Source organism: Aeromonas sp. Marseille-Q5825 (genome assembly GCF_946892685.1).
Classification (GTDB): domain Bacteria; phylum Pseudomonadota; class Gammaproteobacteria; order Enterobacterales; family Aeromonadaceae; genus Aeromonas; species Aeromonas rivipollensis.
On the sequence record NZ_CAMPOU010000003.1, the window covers coordinates 99,910 to 117,911 of the forward strand.

Annotated in this window: 18 protein-coding genes and 1 tRNA gene; 7 read left to right on the plus strand and 12 right to left on the minus strand. The window is 62.0% G+C overall.

What is annotated here, in order from left to right; translation table 11 throughout:
- Positions 1-166 precede the first annotated feature (166 nt).
- On the minus strand, positions 167-1,294 hold the full coding sequence (locus OC537_RS08825) for a GGDEF domain-containing protein (RefSeq protein ID WP_262110814.1): 1,128 nt from the start codon (positions 1,292-1,294) through the stop codon (positions 167-169).
- A gap of 463 nt (positions 1,295-1,757) precedes the next feature.
- Here OC537_RS08825 and OC537_RS08830 point away from each other — a divergent pair, with 463 nt between their 5' ends.
- The 5 genes from OC537_RS08830 (at position 1,758) to OC537_RS08850 (ending at position 4,541) form a co-directional block, all read left to right on the plus strand.
- Complete coding sequence (locus tag OC537_RS08830) at positions 1,758-2,546, plus strand: transporter substrate-binding domain-containing protein (RefSeq protein WP_162520050.1); 789 nt, start codon at positions 1,758-1,760, stop codon at positions 2,544-2,546.
- Positions 2,547-2,642: 96 nt separating this feature from the next.
- Positions 2,643-3,602 carry an amino acid ABC transporter permease gene (locus tag OC537_RS08835; protein ID WP_262111016.1) on the plus strand — a complete coding sequence of 320 codons (960 nt, stop codon included), beginning with the start codon at positions 2,643-2,645 and terminating at the stop codon, positions 3,600-3,602.
- Positions 3,586-3,708, plus strand: a complete 123-nt coding sequence (locus OC537_RS08840; protein WP_262110815.1) for a hypothetical protein — start codon at positions 3,586-3,588, stop codon at positions 3,706-3,708. Before OC537_RS08835 ends, OC537_RS08840 begins: the two co-directional genes overlap by 17 nt.
- A complete protein-coding gene (locus OC537_RS08845) occupies positions 3,692-3,814 on the plus strand; it encodes a hypothetical protein (RefSeq protein WP_262110816.1) in 123 nt (40 codons plus the stop codon). The genes OC537_RS08840 and OC537_RS08845 overlap by 17 nt, the downstream gene beginning before the upstream one ends.
- Entirely contained in the window at positions 3,798-4,541 is a 744-nt protein-coding gene (locus OC537_RS08850) for an amino acid ABC transporter ATP-binding protein (protein WP_163149812.1), read from the plus strand. Before OC537_RS08845 ends, OC537_RS08850 begins: the two co-directional genes overlap by 17 nt.
- A 107-nt stretch (positions 4,542-4,648) precedes the next feature.
- On the opposite strand, the gene OC537_RS08855 is transcribed toward OC537_RS08850, so the two are convergent.
- Positions 4,649-5,011, minus strand: coding sequence for a hypothetical protein (locus OC537_RS08855; protein ID WP_111910100.1), 363 nt, complete (start codon positions 5,009-5,011; stop codon positions 4,649-4,651).
- Between the two features lie 257 nt (positions 5,012-5,268).
- On the opposite strand from OC537_RS08855, the gene OC537_RS08860 reads away from it, so the two are divergent.
- On the plus strand, positions 5,269-6,108 hold the full coding sequence (locus OC537_RS08860; RefSeq protein WP_163135112.1) for a sterol desaturase family protein: 840 nt from the start codon (positions 5,269-5,271) through the stop codon (positions 6,106-6,108).
- 71 nt (positions 6,109-6,179) lie between these two features.
- Here the strand turns inward: OC537_RS08860 and OC537_RS08865 are convergent, their stop codons facing one another.
- The 10 genes from OC537_RS08865 to OC537_RS08910 all read right to left on the minus strand — a co-directional run bounded on the left by OC537_RS08865 (position 6,180) and on the right by OC537_RS08910 (position 17,430).
- The gene (locus OC537_RS08865; protein ID WP_262110817.1) at positions 6,180-7,580 is read right to left on the minus strand and encodes a basic amino acid/polyamine antiporter; all 1,401 of its coding nucleotides are present in this window, start codon (positions 7,578-7,580) and stop codon (positions 6,180-6,182) included.
- A gap of 9 nt (positions 7,581-7,589) precedes the next feature.
- On the minus strand, positions 7,590-8,492 hold the full coding sequence (locus OC537_RS08870; RefSeq protein WP_262110818.1) for a homocysteine S-methyltransferase family protein: 903 nt from the start codon (positions 8,490-8,492) through the stop codon (positions 7,590-7,592).
- Between the two features lie 275 nt (positions 8,493-8,767).
- Entirely contained in the window at positions 8,768-9,310 is a 543-nt protein-coding gene (locus OC537_RS08875) for a hypothetical protein (RefSeq protein ID WP_162627170.1), read from the minus strand.
- Between the two features lie 19 nt (positions 9,311-9,329).
- On the minus strand, positions 9,330-10,649 hold the full coding sequence (locus OC537_RS08880) for a hemolysin family protein (protein WP_106886381.1): 1,320 nt from the start codon (positions 10,647-10,649) through the stop codon (positions 9,330-9,332).
- 192 nt (positions 10,650-10,841) lie between these two features.
- Positions 10,842-11,552 (minus strand): phosphate signaling complex protein PhoU, encoded by a 711-nt coding sequence (phoU, locus tag OC537_RS08885; RefSeq protein WP_025327511.1) that lies wholly within the window; start codon positions 11,550-11,552, stop codon positions 10,842-10,844.
- A gap of 111 nt (positions 11,553-11,663) precedes the next feature.
- Positions 11,664-12,482: a phosphate ABC transporter ATP-binding protein PstB gene (gene pstB / locus OC537_RS08890; protein WP_005328825.1), complete on the minus strand. Its 819-nt coding sequence runs from the start codon at positions 12,480-12,482 to the stop codon at positions 11,664-11,666.
- A 107-nt stretch (positions 12,483-12,589) separates the two neighbouring features.
- On the minus strand, positions 12,590-14,239 hold the full coding sequence (pstA, locus tag OC537_RS08895; RefSeq protein WP_262110819.1) for a phosphate ABC transporter permease PstA: 1,650 nt from the start codon (positions 14,237-14,239) through the stop codon (positions 12,590-12,592).
- A gap of 51 nt (positions 14,240-14,290) precedes the next feature.
- On the minus strand, positions 14,291-16,528 hold the full coding sequence (locus tag OC537_RS08900) for an ABC transporter permease subunit (RefSeq protein WP_163149793.1): 2,238 nt from the start codon (positions 16,526-16,528) through the stop codon (positions 14,291-14,293).
- A 204-nt stretch (positions 16,529-16,732) separates the two neighbouring features.
- Entirely contained in the window at positions 16,733-17,272 is a 540-nt protein-coding gene (gene tadA, locus OC537_RS08905; RefSeq protein WP_106886378.1) for a tRNA adenosine(34) deaminase TadA, read from the minus strand.
- Positions 17,269-17,430, minus strand: a complete 162-nt coding sequence (locus tag OC537_RS08910; protein WP_262110820.1) for a hypothetical protein — start codon at positions 17,428-17,430, stop codon at positions 17,269-17,271. The genes tadA and OC537_RS08910 overlap by 4 nt, the downstream gene beginning before the upstream one ends.
- A 253-nt stretch (positions 17,431-17,683) precedes the next feature.
- On the opposite strand from OC537_RS08910, the gene OC537_RS08915 reads away from it, so the two are divergent.
- Positions 17,684-17,760, plus strand: a tRNA-Pro gene (locus tag OC537_RS08915).
- Positions 17,761-18,002 lie beyond the last annotated feature (242 nt).

Sequence of the window (18,002 nt, forward strand, 5' to 3'; positions counted from 1 at the left end):
CTCCCGACCCTGCTGCTGCACCTCTTCAGGCTGAAGGCCCAGGCGCCGCGGACCCTCGCAGCCGAAACGGGCTAAGAGGCCGACTCCCGACCCTGCTGCACCTCTATCAGGCTGAAGGCCCAGGCGCCCCGCCCCCTAGCAACCGAACCGGGCTGATCACGACAGCTCAGGCCGGCAGGCAGACCCGGTTCTTGCCGCTGCGCTTGGCCTGATAGAGGGCGCGATCCGCCTGCCCGAACAGGGTATCGAGATGCCAGCCCCTGGCGTAAGGCACCAGCCCCAGACTGGCGGTGACCTGGATGCCGTCCAGGGGCAGCGTCGCTATGCCCTGACGGATCTGCTCGCAACGGGCCTGCTGAGCCAGGGCATCCCCCTCGGGCAGCAGCAGCACGAACTCCTCGCCGCCGAAGCGGCTGGCCACCAGATCCCCCTGACCGGCCAGATAGGCACCTACCGCTGCCAGCACCCTGTCCCCCGCTTCGTGACCGTGGCGATCATTGATCTGCTTGAAGTCATCGAGATCCAGCACCACCAGCGCCCCCTGTTTGGGCGCAGTCACACAGCGCTCCATAAAGCCACGCCGGTTGAGCAGGCCCGTCAAAGGATCCTGGCTCGCCTGCCGGCGCAGGGCCAGGGCCCGGTACTGGGTACAGAGCAGCAGCACCCCGAAGGTGGAGAGGTAGTTGCCCATCAGCATGGAGAGGAAGGGCAACACATTGACCACGTGCGGATCCATCAGCACCCGCACCTCGCCACTGAGCAGGGCCCCCATGCGCACCAGGTTGAAGCCGTAGAGCAATATGTTGACCACGGTAAACACCAGCACGGCCGGCAGGTAGGCCGGATAGCCATGCCGCCAGATGAGCACCACCACCACTGCCCCCAGCACCATGTAGCTCAGGCAGGCCAGCAGCACCCGGGGGGCCATCTCGTCGTTGAACAGCACGCTCCAGCAGAGGATCAGCAGGTAGACCAGCATGAAGAGCGCAAAGGCCCGCCAGTTCGGCGGCTCGCCGAAGAAGCGCTGCAGCGCCAGCGGCATCAGCGCTATGCAGAGGGTGATGAGCAGGTTGGCCAGCCAGATCCCCGCGATGTGGGGGGCGAACGCCTGCATAAAGAACAGCGACTGGGCCGCCAGGGCACAGAGGCTGGACCACCACCAGAGCCCGAGGCCGGGGATCTCCCTGTGGGTCGACCAGATGATGGAGAGGGTGATGAATCCCAGGCTGTAGCCCCCGAGGGCCATGAGCATCAGCGTGAAAACATCCAGATTGAGCAGAATTGAGGTGTCCATTCCCGAGCCTTCCATTGGGGATGGCTGAGTATATGGGAAGCCCATGACAAGACACAGAGGGAGCCTACTGGCGCGATGAAATATTTTCCGGCTCCCCAGCTGACCCGATGCCTGGCACTCAAGGTTCGTTCGGACCCAGATTTCCCACCGACCACACAGCAAAATGCCTGCCAACTATTTTTGCACTTGAACCCGCGCCATTAGATAGATATGTTGTTTTCATGTGGTTTTATGAGCCGTGCCGCGAGGAAAAAGCGCCACTAACCTATTGAGTCGTCTGACACAATCGGATTTTGGTACATTTTTCACTCAATGAATGGGGAATAGAATCTCATATGGGGCTTTTGCCTCAATCAAGACAATAATCCTGTCTTGCCTGCTGCCGGATGCAGCAGTCTCTTGTGCCATGGAGTCGCACGGAGCAGGTTCAAGGCCGAACACACTTTCGACAGAGACGTCACTTATGATCAAAAAACTCATTCTCTCTACCCTGCTGCTGTGCGGGCTCGCCAACGCCGCGCCCAGCTCCACCCTGGACGCCGTGCTGGAGCGCGGTGTGCTGCGGGTCGGCTTCGACGCCGGCTATCAACCCTTCGAGATGACCAACAAGCAGGGCCAGTACATCGGCTTCGACGTGGATCTGGCCAAGATGGTCGCCAAGGAGATGGGCGTGAAGGTGGAGTTCGTCAACACCGCCTGGGACGGCATCATCCCGGCCCTGCTGACCGACAAGTTCGACGTCATCATGGGCGGCATGACGGTCACCCCCCAGCGCAACCTGCGCGTCAACTTTGCCGATCCCTACATAGTCGTGGGCCAGACCATAGTGCTGCGCAAGGACAAGGCGGGGGAGATCAAGTCCTTCAGCGATCTGAACGATCCCAAGTACAAGATCGCGGTCAAGCTCGGCACCACAGGCGAGCAGGCGGTCAAGCGCCTGATCCCCAAGGCCACCCTGTTGCAGTTTGAAACCCAGGACGACGCCAAGCTGGAAGTGATCAACGGCAAGGTGGATGCCTTCGTCTACGACCTGCCCTATAACGCCATCTTCGCCTCCCAGAACACCGGCGCCGTGGTGCATCTGGACAAGCCCTTCACCTTCGAGCCGCTGGCCTGGGCCATCCGCAAGGGGGATCAGGACACCCTCAACTGGTTCAACAACTACCTGCGCCAGATCAAGGGCGACGGCAGCTACGACCGTCTCTACAAGAAGTGGTTTGAATCCAACGCCTGGCTCAACCAGCTCAAATAACCTCTCAAGGGGCGGTTCGCCGCCCCTTCACGCAGACCCCACACAATAACGACAAGAGAGGTTGTGACAGTGATCAACCCCAAAATCACAAGACAGATGGAAAAACAGCCCAACCTGCTGCTCTGGCACGGGGTTTTCCTGCTGATGTTGCTGGCCGCCATCTTTGGCATCTACAAGGCCGTGCAGGCGGTGGATTACACCTGGCGCTGGGAACGAATTCCCCAGTACATCGCCTACCAGGCCGAACAGAAACAGTACGCAGAATTTGACGGCACAGTGGTGGCCGGCACCACTGCCGCAGAGAAGGGGAAACTCTTCCTGCAAGACGATCTCGACCCCAACCGTCGCCAGGCCATCGCCAGCACAGGCGCCCAGGTTGCCGAAGGGGATACCGTCTTCATCGGCGATACGCTCGACACCCAACTGAGCTGGACCGCCGGCCCCATCGCCTGGGGCGTCTGGGTCACGGTCAAGCTTTCCCTGGTCGCGGGCGTCTTCGCCATACTGCTGGGCACCCTGGCCGGCCTCGCCCGCCTCTCCCCCAATCCCGCCCTGCGCAACCTGGCGGTCACCTATGTGGAGCTCATTCGCGGCACTCCGCTGCTGGTGCAGATCTTCATCGTCTATTTCTTTATCGGCACTGTGCTCAACCTCGACAGATTCACCGCCGGGGTAGCGGCGCTGGCCGTCTTCACCGGCGCCTATGTGGCCGAAATCGTGCGCGCCGGCATCAGCTCCATCCACAAGGGCCAGATGGAGGCGGGCCGCAGCCTTGGCATGACCTCGGCCCAGACCATGCGCTACGTCATCCTGCCCCAGGCGTTCAAGCGGGTCTTGCCCCCCCTGGCGGGCCAGTTCATCAACCTCATCAAGGACTCCTCCCTGGTCTCGGTCATCTCCATCACGGATCTCACCAAGGCGGGGCGGGAGGTGGTCAGCTCCACCTTCAGCCCGTTCGAGGTGTGGTTCACCGTGGCCCTGCTCTACCTGGTGCTCACCGGCACTCTCTCCTTCCTGGTGCGTCGTCTGGAGGTGAAATATGCGCGTAGCAACTGATCCCATTATTAAGGCTCTGCAGGAGTCGAGAAGTGCAGCCATCACCGGCACGCCCCGCGCCTTCCCGGTGCGTCGTCTGGAGGTGAAATATGCGCGCAGCAACTGATCCCATTATTAAGGCTCAACAGGAGTCGAGAAGTGCAGCCATCACCGGCACGCCCCGCGCCTTCCCGGTACGTCGTCTGGAGGTGAAATATGCGCGCAGCAACTGATCCCATTATCAAGGCTAGCGGCGTGGAAAAATTCTACGGCACCGAGGTGCACGCCCTCAAGAACGTCAGCACCCAGGTGGCCGAAGGGGAAGTGGTGGTGATAGTGGGGCCGAGCGGCTCTGGCAAATCCACCTTCCTGCGCACCCTCAACCAGCTCGAGACCATCAACGACGGCCATATCGAGGTCGATGGCATCAGCCTGACCGAGCCGGGTGACGTCAACAAGCTGCGAGAAGAGGTGGGCATGGTGTTCCAGTCCTTCAACCTCTTCCCCCACTTGAACGTGCTGGACAACATCAGCCTCGCCCCCCAGAAGGTGCGGGGGTTGTCCCGCAAGGATGCCGAAGAGCGGGCCAAGGCCCTGCTGCTGAAAGTGGGGCTGTCGAACAAGGCCCAGAGCTACCCGTCCCAGCTCTCCGGCGGCCAGCAACAGCGGGTGGCCATAGCCCGGGCGCTCGCCATGCAGCCGCGCATCATGCTGTTTGACGAGCCCACCAGCGCGCTGGACCCCGAGATGGTGGGTGAGGTGCTGGACGTCATGAAGGGCCTGGCCCGGGAAGGCATGACCATGGTGGTGGTGACCCACGAGATGGGCTTTGCCCGGGAAGTGGCGGACAGGGTGCTCTTCATGGAGAGCGGCGAGCTGCTGGTGGATGAGAAGCCCACCGACTTCTTCGACAACCCTCCCTCACCGCGCCTGCGCCAGTTCCTGAGTCAGGTGTTGTGACCGCAAGCTTCGACAACCCAGAGTGACTGCGTCAGGTGTTGCAAGGGAAAGAGATACAACAGAGGGAGCCCTGGGCTCCCTCTGTTGTTGAGGCTGATGGGTGCGCCTCAGAAGCGATAACCTGTCATCAGCCCGGCGTAGTGTTGTTCGGGCAGCACTAGGGGGGCCAAGATCCAGCGATCGGTGGCAAAGGCGCCAAGCGCCGCTCCCAGCGCATTGACGCCCGCGTCCAGGGCAGAGAAGTCGCCGTTTCTCGACGCCAGCTCCCCCACCACCCCGATCCCGGTGGAGATCCCGAACCCTATCCAGCCTCTGTGCTCCCGATAGCCGTAGTGATCGGCCACAGCCGTGAAGCCCGCCCCCATGGCCGCGCCCCCGGCGAAATGGCTCAGCTCGCTGTTGAAGCTGTCATTGGCCTGCGCACTCGCGCTCAGCAGGCCGAACATGACACACAGATGAACCGCTCTCATTATCCCCTCCACTGGCGACACCCTGCCGCCCCTGGCAACCTCGTTCTCCCAGTGTATGCGAGGCCCCGCCGGACGACGGGTGCCGCCCAGAGCTGACTCATCCAGGGCTTATCGCCAGCGGCCAGGCTTTGTCAGCAAAAACAAGCCATTGAACCTCGGTCCCGGTTGCGGCAGGCACAGCTGGGTCATCAAATGTTAATGAATTTTTAAATCCATTCGGTATGCTGGAACCCAACTGGTCCAACCGGATGCCTCACATGGATGTGCAACTGCTGCTGCTCTACCTCTCCCCCCTCTTTCTGGCCTTCGTCGGCTGGGAGATGCTCTATCTGCGCAAACACGGGGCAGCCTTTCCCACCGCCTCCTACCAGTGGCGGGACCTGTTCGCCAACGCAGCCCTGGCCCTGATGCACCAGGGGGGCGATGCCCTGGCGGCCATCGCCATCGCCTACCTCTATGAGGGTCTGTGGGGCTGGCGGCTGTTCGACATAGAGCTGAACCTCTGGAGCCTCTTGCTGCTCTTCCTGCTGCAGGATCTCTGCTACTGGCTGTTCCACTTCGCCAGCCACCATGTGCGCTGGCTCTGGGCCTCCCACGTGGTGCACCACAGCTCGGAGCGGCTCAACCTCTCCACCGCCTTTCGCCAGAGCCTGATGTACCCTGTCTCCGGCATGTGGCTGTTCTGGATCCCCATGATCCTCATCGGCTTCCCCCCCGAGGCCGTGGTCGCCACAGTGCTACTGAGCCTGGGCTTTCAGTTCTTCGTCCACACCCAGGTGGTGGGCAAGCTGGGCTGGCTGGAGCGGGTCTTCAACACTCCCTCCCACCACAGGGTACACCACGCCAGCAACCCCAAATACATAGACCGCAACTTCGCCGGGGTGCTGATCATCTGGGATCGGCTGTTTGGCACCTTTGTGGAAGAAGACTTGGGCGAGCCCTGTCGCTTCGGTATCACCAAGCCCGTCCACAGCTTCAATCCCCTCACCCTCACCTTCCACGAGTGGCGCGACATGCTGCACGACGCCCGCGGCCTGCCCTGGTCAGAGAAGCTCAAGGTGCTGTTTGGCAAGCCGGCGGGCCCGGGGGGCGCCTGATCAGGCGCACCGACAGCCCAAAAAAAGAGAGCGCCACCAGGGCGCTCTCTTGCATTGGGTCACCACCTCACTCAGACATGGGCAAAGGACCAGATGGCGGGCACCAGGCTCACCAGGGTGATCCCGGCCAGCAGCCGCTCGCGCAGGCTGAGTCGCTGATCCGCCCCGAGCTGGCGGCGGCTGTAGAGAAACAGCAGCAGGCCCGGCCCGTAGAGCAAAAGCGACAGCAGCAGATACTCCACCCCGGCGGCATAGAGCAGCCAGAGACCGTAACCACTCGACACCAGGGCCACCGCCCGCACCAGGCCATTGCCCTGCCCGCTTAAGGAGAGCTTGAGCAGGAAGAGGCCGATCAGCAGATAAGGCACCAGTATCATGGAGGTGGAGATGAGCAGCAGGTTGGTGTACCCCTTGCCGAGCAGCCACACCAGCAGCAGGCAGCCCTGCACCGTCAGGCTGGTGAGCCAGAGCGAGGCTATGGGGGTGCCGTTGCGGTTCTGGCGCCGGAAGATGGCCGGGAAGGCGCCGTGGCGCGCCGCGCTGAAGGGCACCTCGGCCGAGAACAGGGTCCAGCTCACGTAGGAGGCGAGCACAGAGACGATGAGGCCGACGCTTATCAGCACCTTGCCCCAGGAGCCCGTCATCTGGGCCATCAGCCCCGCCATGGAGGGGTTGGGCAGGGCCGCGAGCTCGGGGCGACTCAATATCCCCAGCGCCAGCACAGAGATGAGCACATAGAGCAGCAGTGCCAGCACCACCCCGAGCACTGTGGCCGTGCCCACATCCCGCTTGTTTCTCGCCCGGGCCGAGAGCACGGCCGCCCCCTCTATGCCGGTGAAGACCCAGAGGGTGATGAGCATGGTGTTGCGCACCTGCTCGGAAACCGGCACCGCCAGCGTGCTTCCCCCCTGATCCGCCGCGAAGGTGACAGGATCGAACCAGTAGCAGGCGAACAGGATGAACAGCAGCAGTGGCAGGCTCTTGGCCAGGGTCGCCACCAGGTTGAACAGGGCCGCCTGCTGCACACCGCGGGCCACCAGCAAGTGCACCGCCCAGAGGATGCAGGACTCGCCGATAAAGGCCGCCAGCGTATTACCGTCACCAAACCAGATCTGTTCGGGGGTATCGACGAAGCTGCCCAGCGCCGCGAAGGCGATCACCAGATAGCCCACCACGCCTATGGTGGCGCACAGCCAGTAGCCCCAGGCGGAGAAGAAGCCCACCAGATCCCCAAAACCGGCGCGGGCGTAGCTGTAGATGCCGCCGTCGAGATCGGGCCTTAGCCGCGACAGGTAGAGAAAACTCGCGGCGAGCGCCAGAATGCCCACCCCGGTGACGCCCCAGCCGATCAGCACGGCGCGGGCCCCCGCCACCTCGGCCATGTTCTGGGGCAGGCTGAAGATCCCCGCCCCCACCATGGAGCTGAACACCAGGGCGGTGAGGGACCATAGGCCTATTTTGCTCTCTTTCATGGGCTCTCCTTAGCGCAGCCGGCTGGCCAGGGCCTGAATGTGCTCCGGGCCTATGCCGCAGCAGCCGCCGATAAGATTCGCTCCGACCCCGCGCCAGCGCTCGGCCCAGCCGAGGTAATCCTGCGGCCCCAGATCGGCGCGGATCTCGTCCAGCCCGTCGTTGGCGGTGGCCTCCTTGGGCTGGGGCGGGAAGGCGTTGGCATAGGCGCCGAGGCGAATGTCGGTGCGGCCCAGGGCCTGCAAGCCGGCGCTCGCCACCTTGAGCGCCCCTTCAATCACCTCGGGCTGGCAGCAGTTGAACAGGATGGCGCTCACCCCGGCCGACGCCAACGCGGCGACCGCATCGGCCACCCGCTCACCGGAGCGCAGTCTGGGTTCGCTGCCCGGCGCCTCGTCCTCCAGGGTGAAGGAGACCCAGAACGGCTTGCCATCCTCCGGCAGCAGAGCCTTGAGGGCCAGCGGCTCGGCAATCAGGCTCATGGTCTCGGCCAGCCAGATATCCACATGAGGTGAGAGGCCCCGGATAAGCGGGGTCGCCAGCTCGCTCACCCTGTCCGCCTCGAACAGATCGGCACGGTAAGAGCCAAACAGCGGTGGCAATGAACCGGCCACCTGCACGGCACCAGCCTGCCCGTCGGCCACGTCGCGGGCCAGCTGCCCGGCCAGGGCTGCAAGCCGCTCGCCATCCGCGGCGAAGCGCTCGTCACCGATATGAAAGGGCACCAGGGCATAGCTGTTGGTGGTGATGACTCTGGCCCCGCTCGCCACATAGGCCTGATGCACCTCGCGCACCGTCTCTGGCGCCTCCATCAGGGCCAGGGCCGACCACTCCGGCTGGCGAAACGGTGCGCCCCGCCGTGCCAGCTCACGCCCCATGCCGCCATCCAGTACCCACAAATCCTTTGTATCCATCTCTGTCTCTCTGCGTGTCCCCGTCATGACGGGTGTTTATTGTGTGAAAAAACATTAAGCCATCAAAACATCTAGACGGCTATAAGTCTTGTGCATCATGGCGCAAAGCAGAGGGAGAGGCAATCGGGAACTAGGAACAAATCTGAGCAAGCTCAGGATGATAGCGGCAAAGGGAGGCCCCGCGTCCTTGCCACCCAGGGCCCGAGTCCACAGGCCTGAACGACAAGAGGCCACCCCGTGGGTGGCCTCTTGTGAAGCATGGATGGGCTGGCGACTCAGCGCCCTGCCAGTACCCGCTTGGTCTGCTTGACCCAGTCGGAGACTCGCCCCTGCTGGGGGAATCCTTGCCAGATCTGCTCCCACTGGGCCGGACTCAGGGGGCGGCCCAGCCTGCGCTGCACACCGGCATAGAGATAGTCGTGAGCCGTGGTGCGGGCCTGGGCCGAGGTGAGGAACTTGGCCACAGGGTCGGTCAGGCGCACGTCCCGCATGCCGAGCAAGGGGTAATCGCTGTGCACCGCCGCCAGCATGGTCTCACGCATTGCCGACTCTATGTAGCCACGGGCGAACAGGGCGGTCACCGACTCCAGCGACCCCTGATCCGGACCATGGTACTCCTCATCGAACACAGGGCTCGGCTCCGCCACTGCGCTTTGCACCACGGCATCGGGGTCCGGCTGCGGCGCCACCACAGCGGCCTTGGGGGCCACGGGCTTGGGGGCGGCGGCGGGTTTGCGGGGAGCGCTCTGGCTGCAGGCCCCCAGCGCCAGGGCGAGAGCCACACAGCTCAACGCACGGGAATAAGACGGCATCTTCATGACTCCTTGGTAACTCCTTTCACGATTCCAGGGCGGGTTTCTCGGCCAGCACAGGCTCCACCCGGGTGACCAGCAACTGATCGATCTTGTAGCTGTCGATGTCCACCACTTCGAACTTGTAGCCCGCGTATTTCACCGAGTCGGTGCGCTTGGGGATCTTGCGCAGCATGAACATGATGAAACCGGCGATGGTCTCGTAGTTCTGGTTCCCCGGGAACTCCTCGATATCGAAGGCCCGCATCACATCGGAGATGGGGGTAACCCCGTCCACCAGCCAGGAGTTCTCGTCCCGCTGCACTATCTGCTCTTCCATCGCATGGGTGGCCCACTCGCCCATGACGGTGCTCATCAGGTCATTCATGGTGACTATGCCCACCACCAGGGCGTACTCGTTCATCACCACCGCGAAATCACCGCGATGATTCTTGAAGTACTCCATGGCCTCGTAGAGGTTCAAGGTATCGGGGATGATGATGACGTTCTGCACCAGGGAGCCGCTGTTGAGATCTATGCTCTGGCCGCTGATGACGCGGATCAGCAGCTCCTTGGCGTCGACGAAGCCCTTGATGCTGTCGAGGTTGTGGTCACAGACCAGGAACTTGTTGTGGGGGTGCTCGGCAATCTTGGCCTTGATGCTCTCTTCGCCCTCCTGCAGGGTGAAGTAGATGAGGCTCTCGCGGGCCGTCATGGCGGAGGTGACGCCCAAGGATTGCAGCTCGAACACGTTCTCGATGAGCTGGTGCTCCTCACGCTGGATGACGCCGGCCTCGGCGCCCGCATCCATCACCGCATAGATATCGTCCGAGGTGATCTCGTCGTTGCGCACCATGGAGACCCGCAGCAGGCGGAACAGGGCGTTGGCCAGGCCGTTGAAGAACCACACCAGCGGCATCAGCAGGGTCACGCACAACAGCATGGGGCGTACCACCACCACCGCAACCCGTTCCGGCATCGTCATGGCCAGGCGCTTGGGCATCAGGTCCGCTATCAGGATGAACATGCCGGTGACGAACACGAAGGAGGCGATCGAGCTTATCTGGGAGAGCCAGGGGCCCTGATAGAAGCCGGAGATCAACGACTTGATGGCGGGGTTCAGGGCGGATTCGCCCAGGATGCCGCCCAGGATGGCGACGGTATTGAGGCCTATCTGCACCACGGTAAAGAAGTTACCCGGCTGGGCCTGCAGTGCCAGCACTTTTTCGGCATGGCGATTGCCCTCGTCGGCCATCACCTGCAACTTGATCTTGCGGGAGGCGGCGAGAGAGATCTCGGAAAGCGAGAAGAACACGCTGCCGGCGACCAGCAGCATCAAAAAGAACAAACTATCGGCAAAACTCATGATTAACCTATTGCTACAGCCGCCTTAGCACAAGACGGCAAACTGGGCCCGGGAAACCGGACCGTGACTCCATCCGGGACTCACACAGGGGCCATATTCTAGCAGAAAAGCGCCCCGTGGGGCGCGTTATCTTAAGCCGCCCCCCAATGCAATAAAAAAGGCGCTCAAGGCGCCTTTTTATTCATTTCTGTCTCAATGCTTGCCCAGCAGGTCGCTCAGCTCGTCCGCCTTGGTGTGGCGCACGTCCTTGCCCTTGACGTAGTAGACGATGTATTCGCAGATGTGCTGGCAACGGTCGCCGACCCGCTCTATGGCCCGCGCCGCCCACAGTACGTTCAGTACCTGGGGAATGGTGCGGGGATCTTCCATCATGTAGGTCATCAGCTCGCGGATGATGGACTCGTACTCCCTGTCCACCTTGTCATCTTCCTTGTAGACGGCAATGGCCGCCTCCAGATCCATGCGGGCGAAGGCGTCGAGCACGTCGTGCAGCATCTTGATGGTGCGACGGCCCATGTTCTCGAGGGACACCAGCGGCGGCTGCGGCTTGTTGGCGTTGTCGGTCAGCATGCGGGCTATCTTGTCCGCCACATCGCCGATGCGCTCCAGATCCGTGATGGTCTTGATGATGGCCATCACCAGGCGCAGGTCGGACGCGGTGGGCTGGCGCTTGGCGATGATGCGGGTGCACTCCTCGTCGATGGCCACTTCCATGGCGTTGACCTTGTGGTCGTTGGCCACTATCTTGCGCGCCGCATCCAGATCCTGGATGTGGATGGCGGAGATGGCGTCCGTCAGCTGCTGCTCCACCAGACCGCCCATCACCAGCACCTGGTTGCGCACGTTCTCGAGCTCGGCATTGAACTGACCGGAGATGTGTTTATTGAGGTTCATATTGTCCATACAAATAATCCTTGTTGCTCCGATTATGCCTTAGCCGTTGAACCGACCGGTAATCTGTTTATTGATGCTCATCTTGTTCATACCAATAACCCTTGTTGCACCAACCATGCCTTAGCCGTAACGACCTGTGATGTAGTCCTCGGTCTTCTTCTTGGCCGGGGTGGTGAAGATGGTATTGGTGTTCGAGTACTCGATGAGCTCACCCATGTACATGAAGGCGGTCTGATCCGACACCCGCGCCGCCTGCTGCATGTTGTGGGTCACTATCACCACGGTGAACTGGCTCTTGAGCTCGTTGATCAGCTCCTCGATGGTGAGGGTGGAGATGGGGTCGAGCGCCGAGGTCGGCTCATCGAGCAGCAGCACTTCCGGCTCGATGGCGATGGCACGGGCGATCACCAGCCGCTGCTGCTGACCACCTGAGAGGCCGAAGGCGTTGTCGTGCAGGCGATCCTTCACCTCTTCCCACAGGGCCGCGCCGCGCAGTGAGCGCTCGGCGGCTTCGTCCAGGGTGCGTCTGTCGTTGATGCCCTGCAGGCGCAGGCCATAGACCACGTTCTCATAGATGGATTTGGGGAAGGGGTTGGGGCGCTGGAACACCATGCCGACCTGACGGCGCAGGGCGGAGACATCGACGCTCTTGTCATAGATGTTGTGGCCGTGCAGCTGGATTTCCCCCTCGATGCGGCAGATCTCCACCAGATCGTTCATCCGGTTGATGCAGCGCAGCAGGGTCGACTTGCCACAGCCGGACGGGCCGATAAAGGCCGTCACCTGCCCTTTCGGGATCTTCATGTTGACGTTGAACAGCGCCTGCTTGTTGCCGTAATACAGGTTGAGATCCTTGACCTCAAGGGCGGTCTGCTCCGGGCTCAGGTTGAGCAGGTCCAGGGCGGTATGCTGGGTCGAAGTCGGTGTTACGTTGATCATCTGTTACCTCAAATCTCTCTGGGGTGGCCGGATACATTCCGGCGACCATCATGCTGTTGATGGCGGCCGCTGGGCCGCGCATCTCTTGTCTCGGTCAGGTGGCCGGATTAATGCTCCAGCGACCGGAATTTCTCGCGCAGGTGGTTACGAATACCGATAGCCGTCAGGTTGAGGCCCACTATCACAGTCACCAGCAGGAAGGAGGTGGCATAGACCAGGGGCCGCGCCGCCTCGACGTTCGGGCTCTGGAAGCCGACGTCATAGATGTGGAAGCCCAGGTGCATGAACTTGCGCTCCACGTGCAGGTACGGGAAGTTGCCATCCATCGGCAACGTGGGAGCAAGCTTCACCACCCCCACCAGCATCAGCGGCGCCACTTCACCGGCTGCACGGGCAATCGCCAGGATGAGGCCTGTCATGATGGCCGGGCTCGCCATGGGCAGCACTATGCGCCACAGGGTCTCGGCCTGGGTGGCCCCCAGGGCCAGGGAGCCCTGGCGTATGGTGCTCGGGATCCGGGCCAGCCCCTCTTCGGTGGAGACGATCACCACCGGCAGGGTCAGGATGGCCAGGGTCAGCGCCGACCAGATGACGCCGGGGGAGCCAAAGGTCGGGCTCGGCAGCGCTTCCGGGTAGAACAGCTGGTCTAACGAACCACCGAGCGTGTAGACGAAGAAGCCCAGGCCAAACACGCCGTAGACGATGGAGGGCACACCCGCCAGGTTGATCACCGCGATGCGGATGATCTTGGTCAGGCTGTTCTTGCCCGCGTACTCGTGCAGGTATACAGCGGCCACCACGCCGAGCGGTGTCACTATGATGGCCATCAGCAACACCATGAAGACGGTGCCGAAGATGGCGGGGAAGACGCCGCCCTCGGTGTTGGCCTCACGGGGATCGTCGGAGACGAACTTGCCAATCTGGTGGAACCAGTGACCTACCTTGGCCATCAGGCTCATGTCGTTGGGCCAGACCACGTCCAGCACCTTGGACATGGGCATGGTCACCAGCTCGCCACGCATGTCCTTGACGGTGATGGCGTCACGATCCGCCTGGGCGCGCAGGGAGAAGAGCTCCTTCTCCAGCACCAGATAACGATCGTTCAGGGCCTGGCGCTGGGCGGCGAGATCCGCCTTGAGCGCGTCGGTCAGCTCCCCTTCCAGCTCCGCCTTGCGCTCTTTCAGACGCAGTCGCTCCAGCTGGTAGTTGATGCCGCCGATGTCTCCCTTTTGCAGATCGTTGGCCTGCTCCGACAGGGCGTTGGCACGAGCCAGTACCCGTTGCAGGGCAGGATGCAGATCTGCCGTCAGCTCTTTGCCATCCTCTTTCACCGAGGTGATGTAACCGTAGAAGTTGCCGTTGGTGGCACGCTCCACCATGGCGAGCTCGGCCGGCTGGCTCTGGGACTTGATGTCGGTCTCCAGCACCCAGCGAAAATCGAGGTCGACGAACTCACGGTTGCCGGTCTTGACCAGATAACGGGTCAGCAGCTCGCGCTCCTCCCCCTCCAGCGCCTGGCCCGCGGCGCGCAGCCGCTCCACAGGTACCATCTCGCGGTCATTGATTTCGCCGATCAGCACGCTCTTGTTGCCGCTGGCGTCTTCAAGCTGCCACTCATAGATGGGGTGCGGCCAGAAGTAGACCAGACCACGCCAGCCGATCAGCAGCAACAGACCCAGTACGGCTACCAGACTCAGGCTGACGGCGCCGCCTGTCATCCAGATCCAGGGGGCCCCTGATTTAAACCACTTACCCATTGTTGATTCCTTGTCCATATACAGAACGCCGCTTTTTAAGAGAACGGCTCATTACAGAGAGCTGTATTTTTCGCGCAACCGCTGACGAATGAACTCGGCCAGGGTGTTGAACATAAAGGTGAACACAAAGAGGACGAAGGCCGCGAGGAAGAGCACCCGGTAGTGGGAGCTGCCCACTTCCGACTCCGGCATTTCCACCGCTATGTTCGCCGCCAGGGTACGCAGCCCCTGGAACATGGAGAAGTCCATGATGGGGGTGTTGCCGGTGGCCATCAGCACTATCATGGTCTCGCCCACGGCGCGGCCCAGGCCCATCATCACCGCCGAGAAGATGCCCGGACTCGCGGTCAGGATCACCACACGGCTCAGGGTCTGCCAGGGGGTCGCACCGAGCGCCAGTGACCCTTGAGTCAGGTGCTTGGGCACCGAGAAGACCGCATCTTCGGCGATGGAGAAGATGGTGGGTATGACGGCGAAGCCCATGGCGATACCGACCACCAGGGAGTTGCGCTGGTCAAACTTGATGCCCATCTCATGGGTCAGCCAGATGCGCGAATCGCCGTGCATGAAGGCATTCTCGATGAGCGGGCTCAAGGCGAAGGCGCCCCAGCCAATCAGCAGCAGCACAGGAATGAGCAGGATGGCGTGCCAGCCCTCCGGCAGCCAGGACTTGCCGCGCTCCGGCAGGTAGTTCCACACCAGGGCGGTGAGCAACATGCCCATGGGCAGCAGCAGCAGCAGCAGGATCACCCCGGGCAGCGCACCCTCGATGATGGGCGCCAGCCACAGACCCGCCAGGAAGCCGAGGATGACGGTCGGCAGCGCTGCCATGATCTCCACCGTCGGCTTGACGTATTTGCGCAGCCCCGCCGACATGAAGTAGGCGGTGTAGATGGCACCGGCCACGCCGAGCGGTACCGCAAACAGCATGGCGTAGAAGGAGGCCTTGAGGGTCCCGAATACCAGGGGCACCAGGCTCAGCTTGGCTTCGAAGTCGTTGCTGGCAGAGGTGGACTGCCACACATACATGGGCTCGGGATAACCTTCGTACCACACCTGCTGCCACAGGGCCGACCAGGTCACCTCGGGGTGATCGTTCTCCACCTCAAAGACCTTGAAGTCATTCCCCTGCTGGGTCAGCAGCAGGTTGTGGCGGGGAGAGATGGCCAGGGCCGCCAGGGCGCCGCCTTCTATGGTCTCGCCGAGCAGCTTGGCCTCGCCGGTGGCGTGGAAGAAGTTGATGGTTCCGTCTTTGGCGGCACTGATGAAGCCCTTGCGGAAATGCTCCGGGGTCAGCAGCGCGACCGGGCCGTCGCCCTTGAAGTCACGAATCTGGGTGAACTGGCGCTTGCCGTCCTTCGCCACCTCGAACCACTGGGAGATGACGCCATTGTCATTGCCTACCAGCAGGGAGGAGGCGCCGGAGAGCAGGGCAACCTGGGTCACGTCGGCGTTGGGAGCATTGATCTCCATGACGTCGCGCAGGGAGATGTCGCTCAGGTTGTGGATGTCATAGACCGACAGGCGATTGCCTTCACGCACGAACAGGATGCGCAGGTTGGGGGTCAGCAGCATCTGATCCACGTGACGAGGCAGGGAAGGAATGGCGTAGTTCTGGCTGCTCCACTCGACTTCCCCGGAGAGGAAGTTCTCCTCACCGCTCATCACCGTCATCACGCCGCGGCCATCCTCGGTCACGGCGGCGGTGGCCATCTTGTCCTTGGTCGCTTCGAACACCATGCGGGTCAGCGCCTTGCCTTGGGGATCTATCACCACAGGCTCTTCGCCGAAGGGATATTGCAGGCTGGGCTCGATGACGCGCACGTCGTTCGGATAGGAGACCTTGAACGAGGGCTGCACCACAGTGGCCTTGCCGTCGGCAAAGCCATAGGCGATGAGCTTCTGGCCCGGTGCCGGCACGGCGACGGCGGTGACGTCACCGGCGACACTGGCCTGGCCCAGCACTTGGCCTACCTTGACGCCGCCATCCGCCTTGACGGCGAAGAAGCTGACCTGACCCTGGTCGTTGAAGCGATACCCTATCTCGTTCTGCTCCTCGACCCCGAGCCAGGCGGTCTTGCCCTGCGTCGGCAGGGTAAAGGAGGAGGTTGCCTCTACGCTGGCGCCATTGAAGATGGGTTTCACCACATAGAGCAGGTAGAAGAAGATAAGCAGCAGGGCCACCAGTACCAGGGCTCCCCCTGTGGTGACGCCGTATTTGGCCAATTTATCCTTGATCCGGCGTTTTCTACTGCCCGCCATGACCAGGTTTAACGATTCCGATGACATGCAAGACCTCAATGTGAGCTAGGCTTGGCGGCATTATATGGCGGTTGCATGACAGTTTTGTTACATCAGGAGCCTCTGTGAAGAGGTTATTTCAGGGGGGATACAGGCAGGAGAATGAGGGCAAACAGCAGTGCCAACCCTCTGTTTTATATGAGGATGTGTGAAGAAATTCAGAGCGGGGGCAAGATGATGCCCCCGTCTGCCTCAGAGGGCGGGGCCACCACTTTGTTTCAGCGCCTCTCTGGCCGCCTTCTTCTCGGCGCGCCTCCGCTTGAAGAAGTCCGACAGCTGGGCCGAGCAGGCCTCTGCCAGCACCCCCCCCGTCAACGCCACCCTGTGGTTGTGGCGCGGGTCCTGCAAAATGTCGAACACCGAGCCCGCCGCCCCCGTCTTGAGATCGCGGGCCCCGTAGACCACCCGCTTCACCCGGCTGTGGATGAGGGCGCCGGCACACATGCAGCAGGGCTCCAGCGTCACATAGAGGGTAGTGTCGAGCAGCCGGTAGTTCTGCTGCGTGATGCCGGCGGCACGGATCGCCATGATCTCCGCATGGGCGCAGGCGTCATGGGCGCTGATGGAGCGGTTCCACCCCTCGCCGACCACCTCGTCCCCCAGCACCAGCACGGCACCGACCGGGATTTCGCCTATCCCTTCCGCCCTGGCCGCCAAGGCCATGGCATGACGCATCCAGCGCTCGTCCTGCCGTGCCTGATCAAAGACATCATTGTTTTCTGATGGCGTCACGCCCTTACCTCTCTGTCGCTATGCAACCTGCGCACCTCGGACAACAGCACAGTGCCGACTAGGATCTCACCCGTTTCCCCTTCCGCCCTGGCCGCCAAGGCCATGGCATGACGCATCCAGCGCTCGTCCTGGGTGATCTGCATCCCGGCTGCGTTCATCTGTGCTGGCTCCACGGCCGTTCCTCTCATTTATCTGTATTCATCATCAAAGACGGCCCTGTCCGCTCGGCCCGGATACAGGGCATCGGCACCGGGCGAGGTGGGCGGCGATTATGCCAAAACTCCCGCCAAGGCCCAAGTTGCATCTTGGTTGAGCAATAAAGAAGCAATCGGCATCTCCCTGATAAAAAAGGAGTTGCACCCTTAGGATCATCCTATTAGACTCCTTTCCCGTCAGCCGAGCTGACTCCGTCGGTGTGTAGCGCAGCCAGGTAGCGCATCTGCATGGGGTGTAGAGGGTCGGAGGTTCGAATCCTCTCACACCGACCATTTTCCCCGAAAATAGCCCAGTCAAACGACTGGGCTATTTTTTGCCTGTTTTCTGCCCGTCCCCTGCACGTGCTCTTCTTATCTCACCCCTGTGGCTTGCACAGAGGCCGTGCCGGCATAAATTTTATACAGAACCACTTGAAGCTTTCATAAAGTCCCGCTAGGATACGCAACTTTTCCGCCGGCCATCAGACAGGGAGGTGGCGTCAGGGTGAGGGAATCACCAACCGGCTTGCAATCCA